The sequence below is a fragment of the Acidicapsa borealis genome, assembly GCF_059115245.1.
Genome location: NZ_JCACNY010000001.1, coordinates 4318813 through 4336972, shown reverse-complemented (window position 1 = coordinate 4336972; position 18160 = coordinate 4318813). Strand labels below are relative to the sequence as shown.

The window sequence follows — 18160 nt, the reverse complement described above, 5'->3', positions numbered from 1 at the left end:
TGTGATCATCTCCGCCAGCTACAAAACGGATATCCCAGCGTTCTATGGCAAATGGTTTATGAACCGGTTGCGCGCGGGGTATTGCTTGATGAGGAACCCCTATAACCGCAACTCGGTGGGCCGAATCTCGCTGCTCAGAGATGACGTCGACGGGTTCGTTTTCTGGACGAAGAATGCAGGCCCTTTCCTGGAGGCATTAGAAGAGGTGCATCGGCGGAGCTTCCCATTTGTCGTTCAATACACGATTAACGCCTACCCAAGAACGCTGGAATTCTCTGTGACGGACGCAACTAGGGCATTGAAGCACGCCGCCTTGATTGCCTCAAGATACGGGACGAAGAGCCTAGTCTGGCGCTACGACCCAATCGTCTTCTCCTCCGAAACTCCGCCGGAGAGGCATGTTGAAGCGTTTGACTGGCTGGCCAGCCGCCCTGAGGGAGTTACGGATGAGGTGGTGATTTCCTTCGCTCAGGTGTATGAGAAGACCAAAAGGAACATGGATTGGGCGAGCCGGGAATTCAACTTTACCTGGACCGATCCTGACGACCAAACGAAGCGAGGTCTCATGGGGGAACTGCTTAAGATCGCGCGTATCCGCAAGCTGAAGATGACGTTGTGCTCCCAGCCCTACCTAATTTTGCCTGGCGTGGAGGAATCCCATTGCGTAGACGCAAGGCGCCTGTCTGCCCTTGCCGGCCACGATATTCTCGCAAATTTGAAGGGGCCCAGGAAGGAATGCGGCTGTTTTGAGTCGAAGGACATCGGCGATTACGACACCTGCCCCCATGGGTGCGTTTATTGCTACGCGGTGCAAAATCGGAACGTGGCACAGAGGCGGTACCAGCAACATGACCCGAATGGCGAACTCTTGTTCGGCTCCGACTTACCCGCCAAAATGGATAGCGGTCAGCAATCTCTTTTCTGACGGGGCGGGTGGCCCGTATCTCAGGGATCTCGCTCAGCCGCGATTTGAGGGTTGGGATGAACCCCTCCAAGCCACGGATCACTTCCGGCAAACGTCGTTGTCGCCGGGAGGAATTCTCGACTGACGCGTGATCGAAGCATCGCTCAAGGAGCGGCTCTGAGTCTGTCTTCGGCGAAATTCAAATCTCTTGAAATTAAGGAACGGTCTATCAGGAAACTGGCAGACCAGAGCTGATCATTTCGTTTGTCGAAGGGACCGGAAACAGGGACGCAGACAGGGCGAATCGAGGCCAAACGATCGGTCCATTCCTCTCCGGGAAACTCAGAACGCTGGCGCGCAGGCCTTCCCCGATCCATTCAAGCACTTCCTCGGTCGCTGCGGAGATCAGAACAGGCTGGCAGCCGATGCCGTCGATATCCTCGATCCTCTTCTTTTCCTCGAAGATCCCAAGGATGTGGTCTGCCCATCCTGGATCGGCAGGCAGCCCAAGGAAGCTCACCAGCGTGGCCCACGCTTGCTCGCGCCGGTATCGCAACATGATCGTCTGTCCCGCGCTCCCATTGGTGTGGAGGTACTGGGACACCGCCAGCAGATGGCGCACAGGATGCTTCCGGCCCGGCAAAGTCACTGCGCCTTTATAGCAGGAGGCATGTTCGCCGAGGGTCACGTCCTTTGTTGTGCCGTCGGGGAAGGTCAGACTGAAGGCGGCCTTCTCGTGAACTGCCGCCGTGATCGCGCCCACATCCGAGTCGTTCCCGAAGACGCTCAAAAGATGCGCCTGCCGATCTTCCCCGATATAGCGATCGACCCGCAAGCGAATTCGGGTAGATGCCTTTTCCGTGAAGCGCACGTACTCAAGCAGCCCGAACCGCAGGTGTGCATTCTCCATCGGCTTCGTCCTCCTTCTTCGCCGGTGTCTCTGTGAGCTTCAGCGTCCTCCCATCGGCGTAGACCAGGTACAACTCATTGGCCCACCGCTCTCGATGGTGGATGATCTCGGCGTCCCCATCCTGTTCTACAAACGTCGTCACATGCTTAACCGAGCGCCAGCGGGCAATGTGCCGGTCGTCTCCCTGGCCGAAGACGCCATTAAGTAGCCCCGCAGTACAGAGAAGCCCGACATGGCCGCCATGCAGGGGCGTGATGGGCCGACCAGTCGCAACGTCCTGATGCGGCATCAGCAGCGGCGCGACCTGTTTCCATGCCGCCGATTGCGGCAACAGGTCTTCCAGCAGGTCGTAGGGAAGGCCGCGATAGCTCAACTCCGCCGCGCCAGACGGAGGGACGGGATACAAAGGACACGCGCCCGGCTGCAACTCGGGAAGCCCCAGGAAGCTGCCATACAAGCCAAGGCTCAAAAGCTGCCGCTTGTTGTTTTCAACGGCCGCTCCTCTGACATCGCGCCGTACGCCAAGCACAGCGATCTGCCGGTACTGGACCGAATCTGGATCGGTCATGCGAAAGACGGCTAGCCTTGCGAAATGGGAACTCAGCAAGGCGGAACAGTCGTGCAATCGTTCGAACGGAATCACCAGGACCAGAACGCCTTCCATCGCCAGCCAGCGGTAGGTATGTTCCAGGAACACGGCCTCCATGCGGCGATTGGCGATCGAACCAATCTCGGAGTCATACGGCGGATTCAGATACAGCAGCGAAAAGGATTCGGGCCGCGCAATAGCGTCAAAGGCATTGCCTTGGATGGTCTCAATGCCGTTGGCGCCGGCAACCCGCGCCCGTTCGGCATCGAGTTCGACGCCATAGCGTCGAACCTGCGCGTCGCTCGTAACGAGATGGAGCGCAGTTCCTTTTCCAACGCAAGGGTCGATCACTGAAGCTGGCCCAGCGAAGGAGAGAAGAGAGCGAAGCTTCACTCCCTCGGCATCCGGTAACGGGTAGTACCCCATTTTCAGGCGCGCGACATTCCTCATTGTTTCACCTCACCTCTTGGAATGGAACTCTCACAAATGACCTCATGACCGAGCTTCAGGTTTCCGATTTGGATGAGCGCGTTGGCCTGATATCGCCAGTCCAACATCTCACAAGTACTATCCGGCCTGCGCGTTAGCGCGGTCGGGCCGGGAAGAGGAACTCTATCGCTGCTGGAAACCGCTGTTGCCACGCAGCCTCTTCGTGTTTCGCCCCGGGAGCTTCGACGAACTTGATCGCGGTACTGCTGTCGGAGCTTCTGAAGTTCTCGGCGAGCAACTCGGCGTTGTGGGCGAAGGTTCGGTTGAAGGCCTCGGGGTCATACCCGGCTCTGCGCAACATGTCGGGAAAGTTGCCGGTTTCGTTGGTGCCAACGCCGATGTAGAGGCGGAGTGGGGTAAAGGAGAGGTGCTCGGTCTCCCGCACGAAGGCGCCGTTGCCGACGTGCAGCGATGGGCTCTCGATGAGGCCGATGCCGAAGATGTTGGGCAACTTGAGCAGAGCGTTGAGGGCCGCGATGCCGCCATAGGAGGAGCCGCCGATGCCGGTGTTGGCGCGCCCCGTCTTTACGCGAAATTCCGCGGCGATGTGCGGCATCACCTCGCGCAGCAGGAAGCCTGGGAACTTCGTCCCCTGGGGCTCGAAGAGGGTGGGGGAGCTCGGGTCGGCCATGGGCAGCAGCTCATTGGCGCGGCGGCCGTCGTCTCCGGGTGAGTCGATACCTACGACGATGAGCGGCTGGACCTTGCCCTCGCCGATGAGTGTTGTGAGCGCTTCGTCGATCTGCCACTCGGAATGGTACGGATTGGTGCAGACGTCGAAGAGTTTTTCGCCGTCGAGCATGTAGAGGACAGGGTAGGTTAGCTGCGCGCTGGCGGGTTCCGCGTAGCCCGGGGGTAGCCATACGCGCAAGGTATGCGGACCGGGGAAAATGGCGCTGTCGATCTTTTCTACACGAAGGTCGCCGAGCACGGTCGGCTTGCAGGCGGGCTGCTGGGCTTCAAGACTACCACTCATCAGCAGCACGAAGGCGAACAACAACGACCGAAACGTATGGTAACTTGGCATTCCCCATTATGCCTGTGCCTTATGGGGCGGACAACAGAACCTTGGTTTAGCTCAAATCGCCTGTGCGCTCGTCCAGCCTAGTTGTGTGGACTCCTGGAGCAGGCGCATAAATTGTTGGGCATGTCTGCGGCATAGGAGGCCGCGTGTATGCCCACAAGGACCAAGAAGCACGTTGTGCGGAAGATCGTCCTGCGCCTGCCGGATCTCGACCATGCGAAAACCTCTGTATTGAACAGCTTGAGTTCCCCGCGTTCGAGGCGAAACTACAAATTCGCAATGGAGCAGTTCATCACTTGGTACTGTTCCGAGCCAAGGCTTGCCCTTAATCGAACGGTCGTTCTCCGCTTCCGTCTCCACCTTGAATCGCTCGGACTAGCCGCAGGTACGATCAACCAAAGGCTCGCGGCGGTCAGGAGGCTCGCCTACGAGGCTGCAGACTCGGGTTTGCTGAGTCCGGAACTTGCTGCTGGCATCAGGCGAGTTAAAGGCGTAAAGCAACTGGGCTGCCGGGCGGGCAACTGGCTGAACCGCGAGCAAGCTCGGTTACTACTTGAGAAATCAAACGGAGAAGGCTTACGCAGTATCCGAGACGTCGCTATGATATCGATCCTGCTCGGTTGCGGTCTGCGCCGAGCCGAGCTGTCGGCCTTGCGAAGGGAAGATATTCAGATCCGACAAGGCCACTGGGCTATCGTTGACCTTATCGGCAAGGGCAATCACGTCAGGACCGTACCCATGCCAATCTGGGTGAAGGAAGCCGTGGACAGGTGGCTGATCGCTGCATCAGTCGCGACGGGTCGCGTGTTCAGGGCAGTCAGTCGTCAAGGAACCGCCTGGGGAACCGGCATTTCCGAGAACGTCGTCTGGTATGTGGTCCGGAACTGTGCCCGGCGCCTGGAGCTCGACCACCTCGCACCTCATGATCTTCGGCGCACCTGTGCAAAGCTGTGCCATGTGAATGGCGGCGAACTGGAGCAAATACAGTTCCTTCTGGGCCACGCCTCCGTCCTGACAACCGAGCGTTACCTCGGTTGTAAGCAAAACTTGGAAGAGCCCGTAAACGACCGCTTTGGCTGCCTGTTCTCCGGAGATGTCGATTCGCGATAAGGCCTGTCTTCGCTATTCATGAACGCCTAGGTGGATTGCTTCCGATAGCCGACTTTCAACGACGAACCTGGGGCAAGACACCTTAGCCAGTTCTAAAATCGTAGCATCGTTGTGGCGTAGTCTTCTGGTATTTGCCTCTACTTGAGAGAGAAGTTTCTGAGTGTAGTTCGGCCCTCTCCCGTTGCGACCTCGGTCCCTAGCTCAGCTGTTGCGAGGAAGTCTGTCGACTTTGCGAGGCCGTGATCGACCAGCGCGTGCATCAATGCAGCCAGGTCGAGGCTTCCTTTGGTGCGCGGCTCCAGGTCTATAAGGCAGAGCGTGTTCCAATGTTTCTCCGGTCGTTCCTTGGGTGTTTCAAAAATCGCGTCGTACATGCGACCACCGATTTTCAAGCGCATATGGCGCCCTTTATACACTTCCGAGGGCGTGACACCATGATTTACCGTCCAGAGGCAGAGATTGCTCACGATGTCCTTCTCTGTCGGATGGTCGGAGCTCGTGATCCAAAAATCAAAGCTCGCTAGCCAGAGGCCATCTGCGGCAGTGTTGAAGTCGAATCTGATGGTTTGTCGAGCTGCGGCAAGTCTTTCCGGTAGCTGGCTACCCGCGGCCAACCCGGCCGTACCTGCCAGGCCCGGTGCATCGCTCCAAGGCGAACGCCCGATAAGGATTTCAGGGTACACCTTCAGGTCTGTTCCACCGTTTGCCGGCCAGGTCCACTCCCATCCGGTCCCGTCCGGGCCGGAAAACACAGACTGTCGATAGTCCGTGATCGTGCCCTTCCCGTAAACGTTGTTGTAAAGCAAAGCTCCGCTCACGGGAAGTACGGCGTTGTCTCTACTGCGCACTTCGGACCTTCTAGCAGGTGTGCCGGTTTGTAGGACAAGGAACGACAGCGACATGCAAGACAACAGCAGCTTTAACATCGAGACCCTCCAGACACCCACGCACGATAACCGTCGACCAGGAAGGGAAATGACAAAGCCCACCGCCTGACGCACGCGTGCGACAACAGGAATGCTCTACGTAGAGCGGGAAAATCTACTTGCCCATGCGGAAGTCAGAGATGCTCTTCTGTTCCAGTGACACATTTTGAAAAAGAGCGGAGGTTCCGTTTCCAAGAGGCGACTGTGCGCTGACTCCCACCCAGAGGGACGCCGGGTAGTCATCCTTGAAGAGCCGAATCAGTTGCCAGCTCTTCTCATCAAGCGAGTAGTAGAAGCCTACGGTCTTCGTGTCCGAAGAGATTTTCATGGTAACGCTCTTCGCCGTCACGACATCATGGTTATTGTCATCCGAAGTGCCAGTTGTACGAACGCTGACCATCCTGTGCCGACCACGTTCGTCCATTTCCATGGCCATCTTCAACCACAGGTCATCCTTCACCCAGATATAGAGAGTGCCCGCGTCGTACGTTTTGAGAAACGTCGGTGTAATCCGCGCTGTCAGGGTAAACGGCTTCCGGTTGTCCACCTGTGTGAGGAGGACCGGGGCTGTGTTATTTGACAACTTCGCATCGGGATCACGGAAGTTGTCTCGCTTCGCTTCGCTGCCGAGCGTCAGGCTTCCATTGCTCACCTTGGCGTGATCAGCCGCACCGTTAAGGCAGCGCGTGAACGTGATACCGGGCAGCACAATGTTGCAGGCTTTGTCCCCCAGCTGTTGCGCGGATGCGTTGACAGCGCCGAGGGAGAAAACCAGGAAGGCAAAAGAGGCGAAGCGGCTCGGCAGGATCATCTATTTCCTTTGCGTGTACGAATCAGCTAGCGTACGCAAGGATACCTTGCCCAAGGAGAATCGGACAAGCAACAGCGAGAATTAGACTTTGCAAATAGAAATCCCTGTAAACGCTCTTTTCCACACGGATTATGGTTCTCAGTGAGTGTGACATCGCCAATGCGCTCGACGAGCAACGCGCGGACTGGAAACGTGCATTGGCCTGTTGGCAATAGTTGAGAATGCACCCTGCGGAAACACCGAATAACAGGCGCCCCGTTCGAAAAATCAATCCGATCGCCGACCTGGAAATCTTTAGAACTTGACGTCATATAAAGATGTCTATATATAGTTGTCTATATATGAGAAAGCCTGACGCTCTCCAAGGCTCGCTTGATCTGCTGGTGCTGAAGATATTATCCCGGCGTCCCCGCACCCACGGTTACGGAATCATGGCCGCCGTGCGTGAGGCCTCCGATGACCTGCTCAGCATTGAGGAAGGCTCTCTCTATCCGGCCCTCTACCGAATGGAAGAGGCTGGATGGGTCTGCGCCGAGTGGATCAAGAAAGATTCAGGCCGCCGCGCGCGTCTTTACCAGCTCACACCAGCAGGCAAGAAACAACTAGAGGCTGAGGAGTCGAGATGGCAGGCGACAACCTCCGCGATCAATCATGTTTTGAGGACGGTCTGATATGTCATTCCTCTCGCGCCTGGTCAATGTCTTTCGCAGCGATCGTCTAAACCGCGAAATCGCCGAAGAGCTTGAATCCCACCTCCACGAAGCAGTTGAAGCAGGACGCGACCCGCAGGAAGCCCGTCGCGCGCTCGGGAATATCTACCAGCAACGGCAGTACCAGGAGACCGGGCACGACGCTCGCGTCCTGGTATGGCTTGACCTGTTACGCGCCGACATCCTCTTTGCCTGGCACAATCTGCTGAAGCACAAGGTCGTCACCTCTGCTGCCATCCTCTCACTGGCTCTCGCCATGGGCGCCTGCGGAGCTGCATTTCGCCTCGTCAACGCACTCTTTATCCGACCCCTGCCGATCGCGAATCCATCGCAGCTATTCACCGTACGCTTTGACGGCGTCACCTTTCAGGGAGAGCCGGCACATTGGGACAGCACATCTTATGTGCATATGATCAATATGCGTGCCGCGGTAAAAGGGCAGGCTGAGGTGATGGGAGTCGAATACGCTCAACGTTACGACCTGACCTATAGCTCAGACCAGGCGATGGAAAGAGCAACCCTGCAACATGTCTCCGGCTGGCTCTTTCCTTCCTTCGGCGTAAAGCCAGCGCTCGGCCGCCTCTTCACAGAAGACGACGACAGGTACAAGAGTTCCAAACCCTACGCCGTCATTTCCTACCAGTACTGGAAAAACCGCTTCGGGCTCGATCCTAATGTGCTCGGCCGCGCCTTCCGGATCAACAATGATTCGTTCCAGATCATCGGTGTCAGTGAAGAGAAGTTTACGGGAACCGAGCCCGGGATGATTCCCGACGTTTACCTGCCCGTGACAGCGCAAGGAAATTTAGATGACATCGGCAACGGCTGGCTGCGAATACTCGTCCAGCTCAATCCCGGCGCAAACATTGATGCAGTCCGTGACCGGATGTACGCCGTGTATCGAACGGTAGAGCAGGAGCGCGCCAAACATTGGACGAATCTTCCAAAGGAGTTTTTGGCCGGATACCCAAGAGAGAAAATCGTAATGCAGCGTGCCGGCTCGGGTGTATCCGAGCTTCAAAGCGAATATCGCACCGCGCTCCTCGCTCTATCCGCGTTGATAGTCTTGGTATTGCTCATTGCCTGCGCGAACGTAGGCAATCTAATGAACGCGCAAGCCGCATCGCGCACAAAAGAGCTCGCACTGCGCATCTCGCTCGGTGCTGGAAGATGGCGGCTGGCGAGAATGGTGGCCGTCGAGAGCGCAATGCTGGCTATCGCATCCGCTATGCTAGGCGCAGCCTTCGCCGCCTGGGCAGCGCCGTTCGTTGTACGCGAGATCGGCATCCGGGACCAGCCCGTACAGCTGATCATGACAGCAGACTGGCGAACCATCGGGTTCGGCTTGGTGCTTACGCTCTTTGTTACGCTGATCTTCGGCTTATCGCCGGCCTTGTCAGTCTCTTCCTTAAAACCGTTAAGCGCTTTGAAAGGAAGCGAAAGCGCGCACACCGGGCGCTTGCGGATGCATCTCTCCATCGCCGCACAGACCGCGCTCTGCTTTGTTGTGCTCTTCCTGGCAGGGTTGTTCACCTCGACGCTCGAGCGGCTGACCAGCAAGTCCCTGGGATACGATCCGGGCCGTCTTCTGCTACTTACAGGTACCACACAACACCCACAGCCTCCTTCGGTCTGGAATCAGATCGTCGAACGGCTGCAGTCGGAGCCCGACGTAGAGTCGGCCTCGTTGTCATCGTGGCCGCTTCTCAGCGGACGTACAGAGAACAACCTGGTCTCAACCAATGGCAATCCTCTCGATAAGGTTCCAGCTCGATTTGTCTGGGTTGGTCCTGGCTGGCTCAACACCATGAAAGTCAGCCTCCAGAGAGGAAGAGACTTCCGCGTGCAGGATGCCTCGCCGAAGGTGGCTATCGTGAGCCGGCAGTTCGCCAAACAATATTTCAATGGAGCCAATCCCGTAGGAAAGTTTTTCGAGCTCGCAGCCGTCGTCAACCAGAAGAGAGAAAGGATCGAAATCATCGGACTAGCCGACGATATCACGTATAAAGACGTCCATGACTCGATGCTACCCGTTGTCTTCATGCCCATGCGTCGCGTGGATGAAAGGAACCAGACTCAGCCCGCCGGAGAAGGGATCTTCTCTGTGCGTATGAAGAGCACGAACCCTCTGGCTCAGGCTTCAGCTCTGCAGCGCGTGATCCAGAGCGAAGAGCCTTCCATTCGTATCAGCAACGTCACAACCCAGGAAGATCTGGTGCGCGATCAACTCATACGCGAGCGAATGCTGACCGTGCTGGGCGGCTTCTTTGCCGCTATTGCGCTCTTACTAGCCATGATCGGACTCTACGGCGTTCTTAACTATTCGGTTCAGCAGCGCGAGCGGGAGATTGGCATCCGCATCGCACTGGGCGCGACCGCTGTAAACATCACCCGCGTCGTCACCGCGCAAATATTCGCAATCGTCGTTGCAGGAACTCTAATCGGGCTTGGCCTCGGCGAAGCATCGGGAAAGTACGTGCAGACACTGCTCTACGGCGTGCGTGCCGGCGCTCCTTCCATGCTGTTACTGCCGGCGATTGCGCTTGTTTCCGCGACTGCGCTTGCGGCCCTGCCTGCAGTGCTGCGCGCCATTCGAATCGATCCGGTCACCATGCTGCGAGCTAATTAAAAATATCGTTCCGGCAGCTCTGTCAACGGAAAGCTCTTCGTGATCTATTAGCGACAAATCGCCGAGTATCAAATCGAGGCTCGCAGCAGTTTGACCGTTATGCGGCCAATGCGAGCGCCGGGACCGGACCTGGGTCCCAGGGCTCTGGGATCAAGGGAGCCAATCGAACAATCCTCTGCGATCCGCAGAGACCACACCGCGGCCGGGCCGAAGACGAGACCATCGTACAGTTCTCACAATAGACGGCCTTCTCGAGAGGAATCGATACCAGACCAGGCTCCGTTCGAATCATTCGTACATTGCACATAGGACCTCCAAGCGCCCGCCTTTGCTTCGCTTGCGATCAGGCGGCAGGCTGCCCAGCCAACTCTTCGAGTTCCGAGACCAGATGCTTGAGTGCGTTGAGATTCTGGATGGTCGTCATTGACCCGATGTGCAGCCGATCAAGCACCGAGACGAATTGTGTATCTCCAATCGATTCGGCGAGGGAGTGCACCTTCCGGATTCCTCGCGCGGCGCGTTCCATCGCCTCCGCGACATTCGTCTGTAGCTGTGCGTTGGGAATGGCGTTGGCCTTCTGCGTCCGCGCGACACGCCACAAAATCTCTCCGTAGATTGGATCGCCGAGGATGCGCCGCAAGCCTTCAATCTTGCTCGTAATTCTCTGATCGATGGGCCCCCGTTGGACCGTCGAAGGGTGGGGGCCGGATGCTGGATGGTTCTTGACCGGCGCACCCGCTTTCGGTAGCGCCCATTGCGGGAGAGTTGGGAACTCGAACGGCTGCTTTTGCTCATTGAGCGGGACCCACATCTCGGCGAGGTTATAAAGGTATCTCCCCAGGCCATAACAACTCGCTGCCCGTTTGAACGCTTGCGCCTCCGCCGTTGTCATGGCGTTTGGTTCATCGGCCCAGTCCTCACCGCTGCCGGCATGGCAACCCAATCCAGTAATCGTGAGCGTGCATGTCACCAGAACTTTGCCCGTCTGGATGAGTTTGTCTTTCTTCATGCGCGTGACGGCCGATACCGTAGAAACCTCGTAGGTCCGCGTCCAGCCAGTCGGAGTGAACAGTTGGTTGAGACGGTCCGTGTACGCTCGCGGATCAGCGTAGGCAACGACCGCGCCACGGCTGCCATCCCGAGTTGTGTGTGTAACGCGCCACTTGATCTCGTTCGGGTCAAAAGGCTCCGCCAGCCGTGTGAACAGAGCGTCATGATCCGTGTTCGTCTTGGCTTCTTTGATCGCCATCGTCGTAGCTCCTCAACAAGAATGGCGCCCCGAAGAGCGCCGATGTCGCCTTCATCGTGAAAGCGTCGTAGAGTAGGCCACTGATTTGAGGCGATCTCCTCAGCGGCCCCTCGTCAAACCGTGCGTGCGGTTTTCCCGCACACGGCTTTCCGACTGTCTTCGTCCCGCAGCTTTACGGCGGCACAAGGCGGCCATACCGTTTCTGGTCGTCGTTGACCACCGAGAGGCTGTACAGCTTGAACAGCCCCTGGTAGTCGTAGAACCAGGACGGCGGATGGTCCCTCCATCCCTTCGACCGCTTCTTGTGCTTCTTCCGCAGCATGATGCAGAGGATGTATGTCGTGTAGTTGGCGATGCTCATGAAGTGCTTCCGTGAGTTACCCATCTTGAAGTAATTGCCCCAGCCGCGTAGGAGAGGATTGATCTTTTCCTTCACAAGCTCTGGCAGGTTCCGGTGCTGCCCAGTTTGAACAACCTCCCGAACCTTCTTCTTGATGGACTTCATCGCCTTGGGAGACGGATAGTAGAACGTGTTCTGCTTTCCCGTTCGTTTCGATGGCCTCACCGCAAAGCGGTGGCCCAGGAAATCGAACGGTTCTTCAGTTGCGTTCAGTATCCGCGTCTTCTTGGCATTGAGAGTGAGACCCAGCCGGTCAAGAACCTGCTTGGCCTGTTCCAGATAGAACTCCGGTTTCTCTCTGCACATGATGACGAAGTCGTCGGCATAGCGCACGATGTGAGCATCGTGCGGACGTTTGCCGAACTCCTTCCTTTCCCAAGTCTGATCCAGCCAGTGCAGGTAGAGATTCGCGAGCAGGGGCGAGATTACTCCTCCCTGCGGGGTGCCGGTCGTTTCCGTCCGAACGCCCGTCTCTTCCATCACACCGGCTTTGAGCCACATCGAGATCAGTTTCACAACCGACCGATCAGTGACTTTGGATCGAACCGACAGGAGCAGCTTGTCGCGCGGAATCGTGTCGAAGTACGACTTGAGATCCGCATCGACGATCCAGTGGCATTTGAAGTTCAGCCACTTGTAGACCTCTCGCAACGCCTGATGAGCGTTCTTCCGAGGCCGGAAGCCATACGAGAAGTCCTTGAAAATCGCCTCGAACAAAGGCTCGATAACGATTTTTACTGCTGCCTGCACTACACGATCGGCAATGACAGGGATGCCCAGCGGCCTTTGCGTTCCATCCGCCTTCGGGATAAACACCCGCCGGACAGGCAGTGGCTTGTACCGCTTTGCAACGAGCTTCGCGCGGATTTCGTCCAGGAAAGTTCCAACACCAACTTCCTCTTCGATCATCTCGAAGGTTTGCTGGTCGATGCCCGGAGCACCTTTGTTGGCCTTCACCTGAGAGTATGCCGTGCGCAACACGTCCTCCCTGCACACCTTTTCGTACAGCACTCCGAATTTACGCTTCGGATTCGCCTTGGCTGCCAGGTATAGCTTTCGTTGGAGTACTCGCACCTTGTCTAACGGCGTGTTTTCAGCTTTCGCAATCACGCAATGCCTCCTCCATCGAAAACGTGACAGAAGCAGAGGCCCTTCCCTCCGGCGAGGTTTTGTTGTCCCCGCCATCGCCGGTACTATGGCCTCCTCCGAATCCTTATCCCGCATCGTTCCGGCTTTCGGCGCATACCTTATGCCCTCACTTACGCGGCTGGTTATTCCGCGACGGAGTAAGGTTTCCATAGTTCCGCTCAGTCCTGTGCATACATCCCATCCTCTATACCCCGGGTTCCTACTCTGGCTTCGAATGGTTCGTTCATCCACCAGAGATCGCGGCCTTCGTCCCCGTTCTAAGGACTCGGCGGAACCACCCTACACCGTGCTCTCCCAGCATGACCGCACGGCTGACATTTACGAGGCTTAACAGAGGTTCACTTGCGTTACGGGCTGTATGCTTGCGCGCACCCACTGGCTAGGTCGGGGGCCACGTTTGTCCGACATTGCTCCCGCGCTTCAGTCGCCATCCACGCGTATGCCATAGCTACACAGGCAACGAACCAACTCCTGTGGCAGGACTCTCACCTGCAAGAGACTGAGCAGCTTCCTATGCGCTCAAAAAGGGATGTCGTCGTCCGATATGCCCTCGTCGGAGTATTCCCCGCCGTTCGCGGTTTGACCTTGACCATACCCCGCCACCGCCGCGCGGCCATTGCCTCTGCTGTGGCCGGAGTCCCGGCCAGGCTCGTCGGAACGACCGCCGAACAACGTGAGGTCATACACGAAGATCTCGGTGCGGTACTTCTTCTGCCCGCTTTCCCGGTCATCCCAGGTGCGGGTCTGAATCTTGCCTTCAATCAAGAGTTGCGAACCTTTGCGAACATAGTCGCGAACGATTTCGGCGGTGCGGTTGAAGGCGACGAGGTTGTGCCACTCGGTCTTGTCCTGCCAGTTGCCCTGGCCGTCCTTCTGGCGATCGGCGGTCGCAAGCGAGAAGGACGCAACGATGCTTCCGCCGTTGGTTGAACGGATCTCGGGGTCCTTGCCGACATGGCCCAGCAAGAATGCTTTGTTGATTCCCTTTGACATGGTGAGGCTCCTTGGTTGATGTTTCAGCCGCGCACGTGGTCAAGTGCCGCTGCTCTCGTGATCTCGACGTACTTCCCGTCGAGGTATCGATAAAACTTGTGTGAGTTCCGCTCGATGTTGAGATACCGGCGCGTCAGCTGGTGCTTATACAATTCGATCTCTCCAGCGCGGCCCATGTACATGAAGTTCTCCAACTCGCAGGCCGGGACGGCAAGTTCAAGCGGCGTCCAGTTGGGCTCGCCGACTGTGATAGCAGCTTCGATGGGATGATTCATGGTCTCAATCCTTTGGCGACTGGCGGCACTCCGACATGCACATGCTTGCAGCCGACGCAGCAAACCGCCGCTGTCACTTTCCTGATCGCGTCTTCAAACCGCTGCGGCATGCGCAGCACCTCGCCGGCGCGGTCGTAGAAGATGGGAGTCAACTTTCCCCGGAGCGCGCGGTGTTCGTCTTTCCAGAGATCGATGGGGAGAACACCATCCCGCCCACGAAAGAGCAGCGTTGAAGCAACTTCAGGTCGAATGCGGTCCGGCGCGTGAGACAAAGTGTGGAGAGTAATCGCAAGCTCGCATGTCCGCACGGTGCGCAGCATCTCCACGCGCACCAGGCTCCCCGCAAGGAAGATCGCATGGCGGCCATTCACGGCAATCGAGTCGAGCGACTGCAACCATGTCAGTGGCTCGCCATCAGGAGAAACGAAAGCGCACGCCCTGCCCATGTCGGATACCGCGCCTCCGGATTCCACGCCCCGCAGCACATACCGTTTCGCCAGGTGCTGGTGTTCCAGTGAGACTCCGGGCGTGCAATAGATGCCTCGCTTCTGGAGCGCCTTGAGTACGCTGGCCGGAAGCGCAAGCCCGTGGAGAGCATGACTCAATGACGCGGATTCAGACTTCCGTTTTGCGGCGACGGCCTTCATACTCACTCCCCTAAACCAGAGCTCGCTTGCGGATGGGTTGACCGAGGGCGGCTCGAATCTCCTCTTTCGTGCAGCCGGCCCAGCATTTGTAGAAGCGCGGGTTTTTGATCTGGATTGCAAGGTTGTCGCCTGAGCGGTCGTGCCCGACTCCCGCGCAGGAAGGGCACTTTGCCCACCAGTTCCGGCTGTCCTTGCGTATGGTGCGGACGTAGTCCAGGATTCGGAACTCCTGTTGTGGCGAGGACGAGGCTGGCGGAATATACGGTGGCGCGACGACTGGCCGGTAGGCTTCGGGCAGACTCATCCCTTCGATAAATGTCCTGAGTTCGGATTCGGTGAGCTTCTTCAGCCCATCGAGATAGGCAAGCTGCGCTTCGGGAGTGGGCTCAGCTTCGTAAAACCAGTAGCGCCGATTCGTCTTCCGATGCACGCCGATTGGAGCACGGATGGCATTGCCAAGCTCTCCGTCTTCGAGCCGGTCTTGACGCGGGAAAACTTCGATGCCTTCCTTGAGACCGCCACCTTTGACCGGGATGCCGAGCCGGAGAGCGAGATTGTAGACGTAGATTCGGCATTCAGACGCCAGCAGCGGTTCGGCACCGAAGATCCAAAGATGGCCGCCGCGGCGCGATTGTTCCAAGGCCGCGTCCACTCCATCCTGCTTCAACTCCCATTGCAACTGAAACAGCGACTCCAGAGAGCCATCGAAGTCGGCGTCAATCGCCACCCACTTCGAGCGCTGGTTCTCGGGATTGATCGCATACAGGCTGATGGTGATGTCGCCGTTCAGGTGCATCCGAACCACACTTTCGTCCAGCGGCTTCGGCTCCTTGGTCTTCCAATCCCTTGCCGGGTAATAAGGTACGGAGCCGTTTGGTAGCGACCGTTCAGCCTGGATGGCGTAGGCGCGCCGGTTCACAAACAGCCGCATGAAGTTGTTCGCAGTTTCCCGGTTTACACAGAACTTGGCATACATGGCGTGCTGCCTCCTTCGTCAGTTGTGTGGTTGTATCCCGGGTCGAAAACTCGGTCAAATCTACGGAAAGCGGCGAGCAAAGCGCGCTCAGCCTGTGCATTTGCTCGCCAATTCCGGTTGCCGGTGTTACAGCTTGGCGGCCCTTGGGACCACAACGACTTTCACAAAGTCGGCCGCGCTCGCGGAGGCGGCCAGTGGTGGGTTTGCCGAAGCGCGGTGAGGGTTTCTGACTGGCGCGGACCAGGCGGACGATTGGACCCTGGAGATCGCACGGTTGATCGAGCGGATACGGCCTGCGGATAGACGCATGACAGCTCCTTATGAGTTGAGGTTGAATTGTTTGTGAGTGTGTTGCGGGTGGGCTAAGCGGTGGCCGGTTGGAACCCCTGAAACTCGGAGAGCAGCAGGCCGGGCTGCTCTACCAGTCGAAACAGGTCGTACTCGGAGAACGCGCGGTCAAACTTCTCCGAGGTGAATTGGTCTTCGCAACCTTCGAACGACAGCATGTACCACTGTTCGCGCTGTCGATCGAAGACGTAGATCGCTCCCGATGCGCCGTTGTCCGGCACCATCTGAAGCAGCAGCACACCTTTGGCCGTCTGGATCCAGCGGGTGGCGACGGCCTCGCCGACTTCAAGAAATGCGGCGACGGTTTGCTCGACGGAACTGGTAGCACGGTCCCGCCAATTGAACATCTTGTAGGCGGACATCTTTCCCAAGCTGGGTTGCTGCATGGCGGTTCTCCTCTCTTGTGGGATTGGGTTGTGGTGGCATTGTTGTTGGTGGGCGACTCATGAGCGCAACGAGCCAAGTTCTGGCAAGCGCTCCGCTCCGGGCTGAGGTGTGAATGGAGACTCGTCCGCTTCGGTAGGTCGGTTTGCGGGCAGCAACGAATAGCACGAGTGGCCCCAGCGCGCCGACAAAATCGGAGTCATGAGACGCCGGGAGAGTAAAGGTGATGGCGCGCCAACGCCTTCAGAAGAGAGGCAGTCTATGTATCTGCCCAAGTGAGGCTCGCTTGCGAAACGCTCAGAATGGCGGCACTTCCTGTCGGGACCCATTCAAAGGGTCCGCGAGCGCATTGGCGATTTGGCGGCAATTCAGCCGCTCCTTTATCACCGGCTACAGGTGGTTCTGGATGAGTTGATTGTCCTCAGAGCAAAGCGTGTTGGGCCATTGCCTCGATCTGCTGAATCGCCTCAACGACCTGGTCTGGAACAGCGTTCTGGACCAGATGTTTTGAGGTTGGGATTAGGTAAGACTTGCAGAAGGATGAGAAATCGCAGATTCGCGTTTGAAGCGCTTCCCATCGTTTTCTTCCTTCTCTTGCCTCCGCTATCCCCTTATGATCCGAGGCTGGAAGTCCGTAGAGCGGAGCAGATGTGTTGTCGTCCAGCGATGCCACGCTCGCCGTAAACACTCGGATTGGAATGTTCGTCCACCGATGCGGAAGCAACGACTCCTCCCATTTGTCGTTTTGCACGATGTAGTGCTGCTCAGCCTCGGACAGATAAGCCTTCCAAGACTCCGGGCGCGCGGACATTACAGCCAGGGCCTCAGCCATGGGAGCCGGTAGATGCGAGGTCTCCTTGCTGTCTAGGCAGTAGTCGTCCTCCTTTGGTATCAACTTTCCAGAAGACGACTGGGCCCTATGCAGACAGGCACGAATTTCATCCAGTTGATGCTGTTCGTAAGAGGGGAGGCTTGGAGATGGATCGTTTGGAGTGGCTTCTGAAGGCTTGTCCAGGAGCACGGCGGCATCCAGGAAAACGAGGCCTGCGACCTCATGCGGGAACCGGTCTGCAAACGCTCCAATGGTGTGTCCTCCATCGGAGTGTCCAACCAGAACATAGGGGCCACGCTCGCCGGATGCATGGAGCAATGCGTGAAGATCGGAAACATCGTGCTTAGTGTCTCGCGGAAGATCGGTGCCGAGCTCGCTGAATCCATACCCAGCCCTGTCGTAGGAGCACGTGCGATACATAGTTGCCAAACGTGGCTGGAGTATGTGCCAGGTAGCGTATGTCCCACCGCCAAAGCCGCTTTCAAGAACTATGGTCTGCCTCCCTTTGCCTGCACAATAAAGGCTCAGCCGGTTTCCGGTGGGAAGACGAACCATACGCCCCGGATGTTCAAAAAGCGCATACCCTTCGTCACCCGAAGGAGACTGAGCATATAGGTGGAGAGTTCCAAGGCAGATGAGAAATGCGAAGGCCGCAAAACTCAGATACGGTCTCATGATCTAACTCCGAAATAAATGGACACCGCCGTATGGTGTTAGACGAAGCACAATCATGGGTGGAAGCATATCCTTTGCGGAGATGAACGTAGTTCAAACCCGCAGAACACAGGATAGCCTCGATACGTTG

The 18160-nt window shown here is 57.4% G+C and carries 17 protein-coding genes; 4 read left to right on the top strand and 13 right to left on the bottom strand.

Going from position 1 to position 18160, the window contains the following annotated elements; genetic code table 11:
* Window position 1 precedes the first annotated feature (1 nt).
* Window positions 2-925 (top strand): DUF1848 domain-containing protein, encoded by a 924-nt coding sequence (locus AC5S27_RS17885; RefSeq protein ID WP_493935927.1) that lies wholly within the window; start codon window positions 2-4, stop codon window positions 923-925.
* 208 nt (window positions 926-1133) lie between these two features.
* Here the strand turns inward: AC5S27_RS17885 and AC5S27_RS17880 are convergent, their stop codons facing one another.
* The 3 genes from AC5S27_RS17880 to AC5S27_RS17870 form a co-directional block, all read right to left on the bottom strand.
* On the bottom strand, window positions 1134-1814 hold the full coding sequence (locus AC5S27_RS17880; RefSeq protein ID WP_493935926.1) for a hypothetical protein: 681 nt from the start codon (window positions 1812-1814) through the stop codon (window positions 1134-1136).
* Entirely contained in the window at window positions 1780-2853 is a 1074-nt protein-coding gene (locus AC5S27_RS17875; protein WP_493935925.1) for a DUF6094 domain-containing protein, read from the bottom strand. Before AC5S27_RS17875 ends, AC5S27_RS17880 begins: the two co-directional genes overlap by 35 nt.
* 133 nt (window positions 2854-2986) lie before the next feature.
* Window positions 2987-3919 carry an alpha/beta hydrolase gene (locus AC5S27_RS17870; RefSeq protein WP_493935924.1) on the bottom strand — a complete coding sequence of 311 codons (933 nt, stop codon included), beginning with the start codon at window positions 3917-3919 and terminating at the stop codon, window positions 2987-2989.
* 147 nt (window positions 3920-4066) lie between these two features.
* On the opposite strand from AC5S27_RS17870, the gene AC5S27_RS17865 reads away from it, so the two are divergent.
* On the top strand, window positions 4067-5026 hold the full coding sequence (locus AC5S27_RS17865; RefSeq protein WP_493935923.1) for a tyrosine-type recombinase/integrase: 960 nt from the start codon (window positions 4067-4069) through the stop codon (window positions 5024-5026).
* Between the two features lie 137 nt (window positions 5027-5163).
* Here AC5S27_RS17865 and AC5S27_RS17860 read toward each other — a convergent pair whose 3' ends face one another.
* Both AC5S27_RS17860 and AC5S27_RS17855 read right to left on the bottom strand, forming a co-directional pair.
* Window positions 5164-5952: a hypothetical protein gene (locus tag AC5S27_RS17860; RefSeq protein ID WP_493935922.1), complete on the bottom strand. Its 789-nt coding sequence runs from the start codon at window positions 5950-5952 to the stop codon at window positions 5164-5166.
* Between the two features lie 115 nt (window positions 5953-6067).
* Window positions 6068-6763 carry a DUF1349 domain-containing protein gene (locus AC5S27_RS17855; RefSeq protein ID WP_493935921.1) on the bottom strand — a complete coding sequence of 232 codons (696 nt, stop codon included), beginning with the start codon at window positions 6761-6763 and terminating at the stop codon, window positions 6068-6070.
* Window positions 6764-7104: 341 nt separating this feature from the next.
* Between AC5S27_RS17855 and AC5S27_RS17850 the strand changes: the two genes are divergently transcribed.
* Window positions 7105-7434 carry a PadR family transcriptional regulator gene (locus tag AC5S27_RS17850; protein WP_493935920.1) on the top strand — a complete coding sequence of 110 codons (330 nt, stop codon included), beginning with the start codon at window positions 7105-7107 and terminating at the stop codon, window positions 7432-7434.
* A 1-nt stretch (window position 7435) separates the two neighbouring features.
* Window positions 7436-10102 carry an ABC transporter permease gene (locus AC5S27_RS17845; RefSeq protein WP_493935919.1) on the top strand — a complete coding sequence of 889 codons (2667 nt, stop codon included), beginning with the start codon at window positions 7436-7438 and terminating at the stop codon, window positions 10100-10102.
* Between the two features lie 343 nt (window positions 10103-10445).
* On the opposite strand, the gene AC5S27_RS17840 is transcribed toward AC5S27_RS17845, so the two are convergent.
* The 8 genes from AC5S27_RS17840 to AC5S27_RS17805 all read right to left on the bottom strand — a co-directional run bounded on the left by AC5S27_RS17840 (window position 10446) and on the right by AC5S27_RS17805 (window position 18030).
* Window positions 10446-11351, bottom strand: coding sequence for a Rad52/Rad22 family DNA repair protein (locus AC5S27_RS17840; RefSeq protein ID WP_493935918.1), 906 nt, complete (start codon window positions 11349-11351; stop codon window positions 10446-10448).
* Between the two features lie 172 nt (window positions 11352-11523).
* Window positions 11524-12861, bottom strand: coding sequence for a group II intron reverse transcriptase/maturase (ltrA, locus tag AC5S27_RS17835; RefSeq protein WP_493935917.1), 1338 nt, complete (start codon window positions 12859-12861; stop codon window positions 11524-11526).
* A 558-nt stretch (window positions 12862-13419) separates the two neighbouring features.
* Window positions 13420-13893 carry a single-stranded DNA-binding protein gene (locus AC5S27_RS17830; RefSeq protein ID WP_493935916.1) on the bottom strand — a complete coding sequence of 158 codons (474 nt, stop codon included), beginning with the start codon at window positions 13891-13893 and terminating at the stop codon, window positions 13420-13422.
* 23 nt (window positions 13894-13916) lie between these two features.
* Complete coding sequence (locus tag AC5S27_RS17825) at window positions 13917-14168, bottom strand: hypothetical protein (RefSeq protein WP_493935915.1); 252 nt, start codon at window positions 14166-14168, stop codon at window positions 13917-13919.
* Window positions 14165-14815 (bottom strand): hypothetical protein, encoded by a 651-nt coding sequence (locus AC5S27_RS17820; RefSeq protein ID WP_493935914.1) that lies wholly within the window; start codon window positions 14813-14815, stop codon window positions 14165-14167. Before AC5S27_RS17820 ends, AC5S27_RS17825 begins: the two co-directional genes overlap by 4 nt.
* Window positions 14816-14825: 10 nt before the next feature.
* Window positions 14826-15791: a TOTE conflict system archaeo-eukaryotic primase domain-containing protein gene (locus AC5S27_RS17815; protein ID WP_493935913.1), complete on the bottom strand. Its 966-nt coding sequence runs from the start codon at window positions 15789-15791 to the stop codon at window positions 14826-14828.
* A gap of 362 nt (window positions 15792-16153) precedes the next feature.
* A complete protein-coding gene (locus AC5S27_RS17810) occupies window positions 16154-16525 on the bottom strand; it encodes a hypothetical protein (protein ID WP_493935912.1) in 372 nt (123 codons plus the stop codon).
* A 419-nt stretch (window positions 16526-16944) separates the two neighbouring features.
* A complete protein-coding gene (locus AC5S27_RS17805; protein ID WP_493935911.1) occupies window positions 16945-18030 on the bottom strand; it encodes an alpha/beta fold hydrolase in 1086 nt (361 codons plus the stop codon).
* Window positions 18031-18160: the final 130 nt, after the last annotated feature.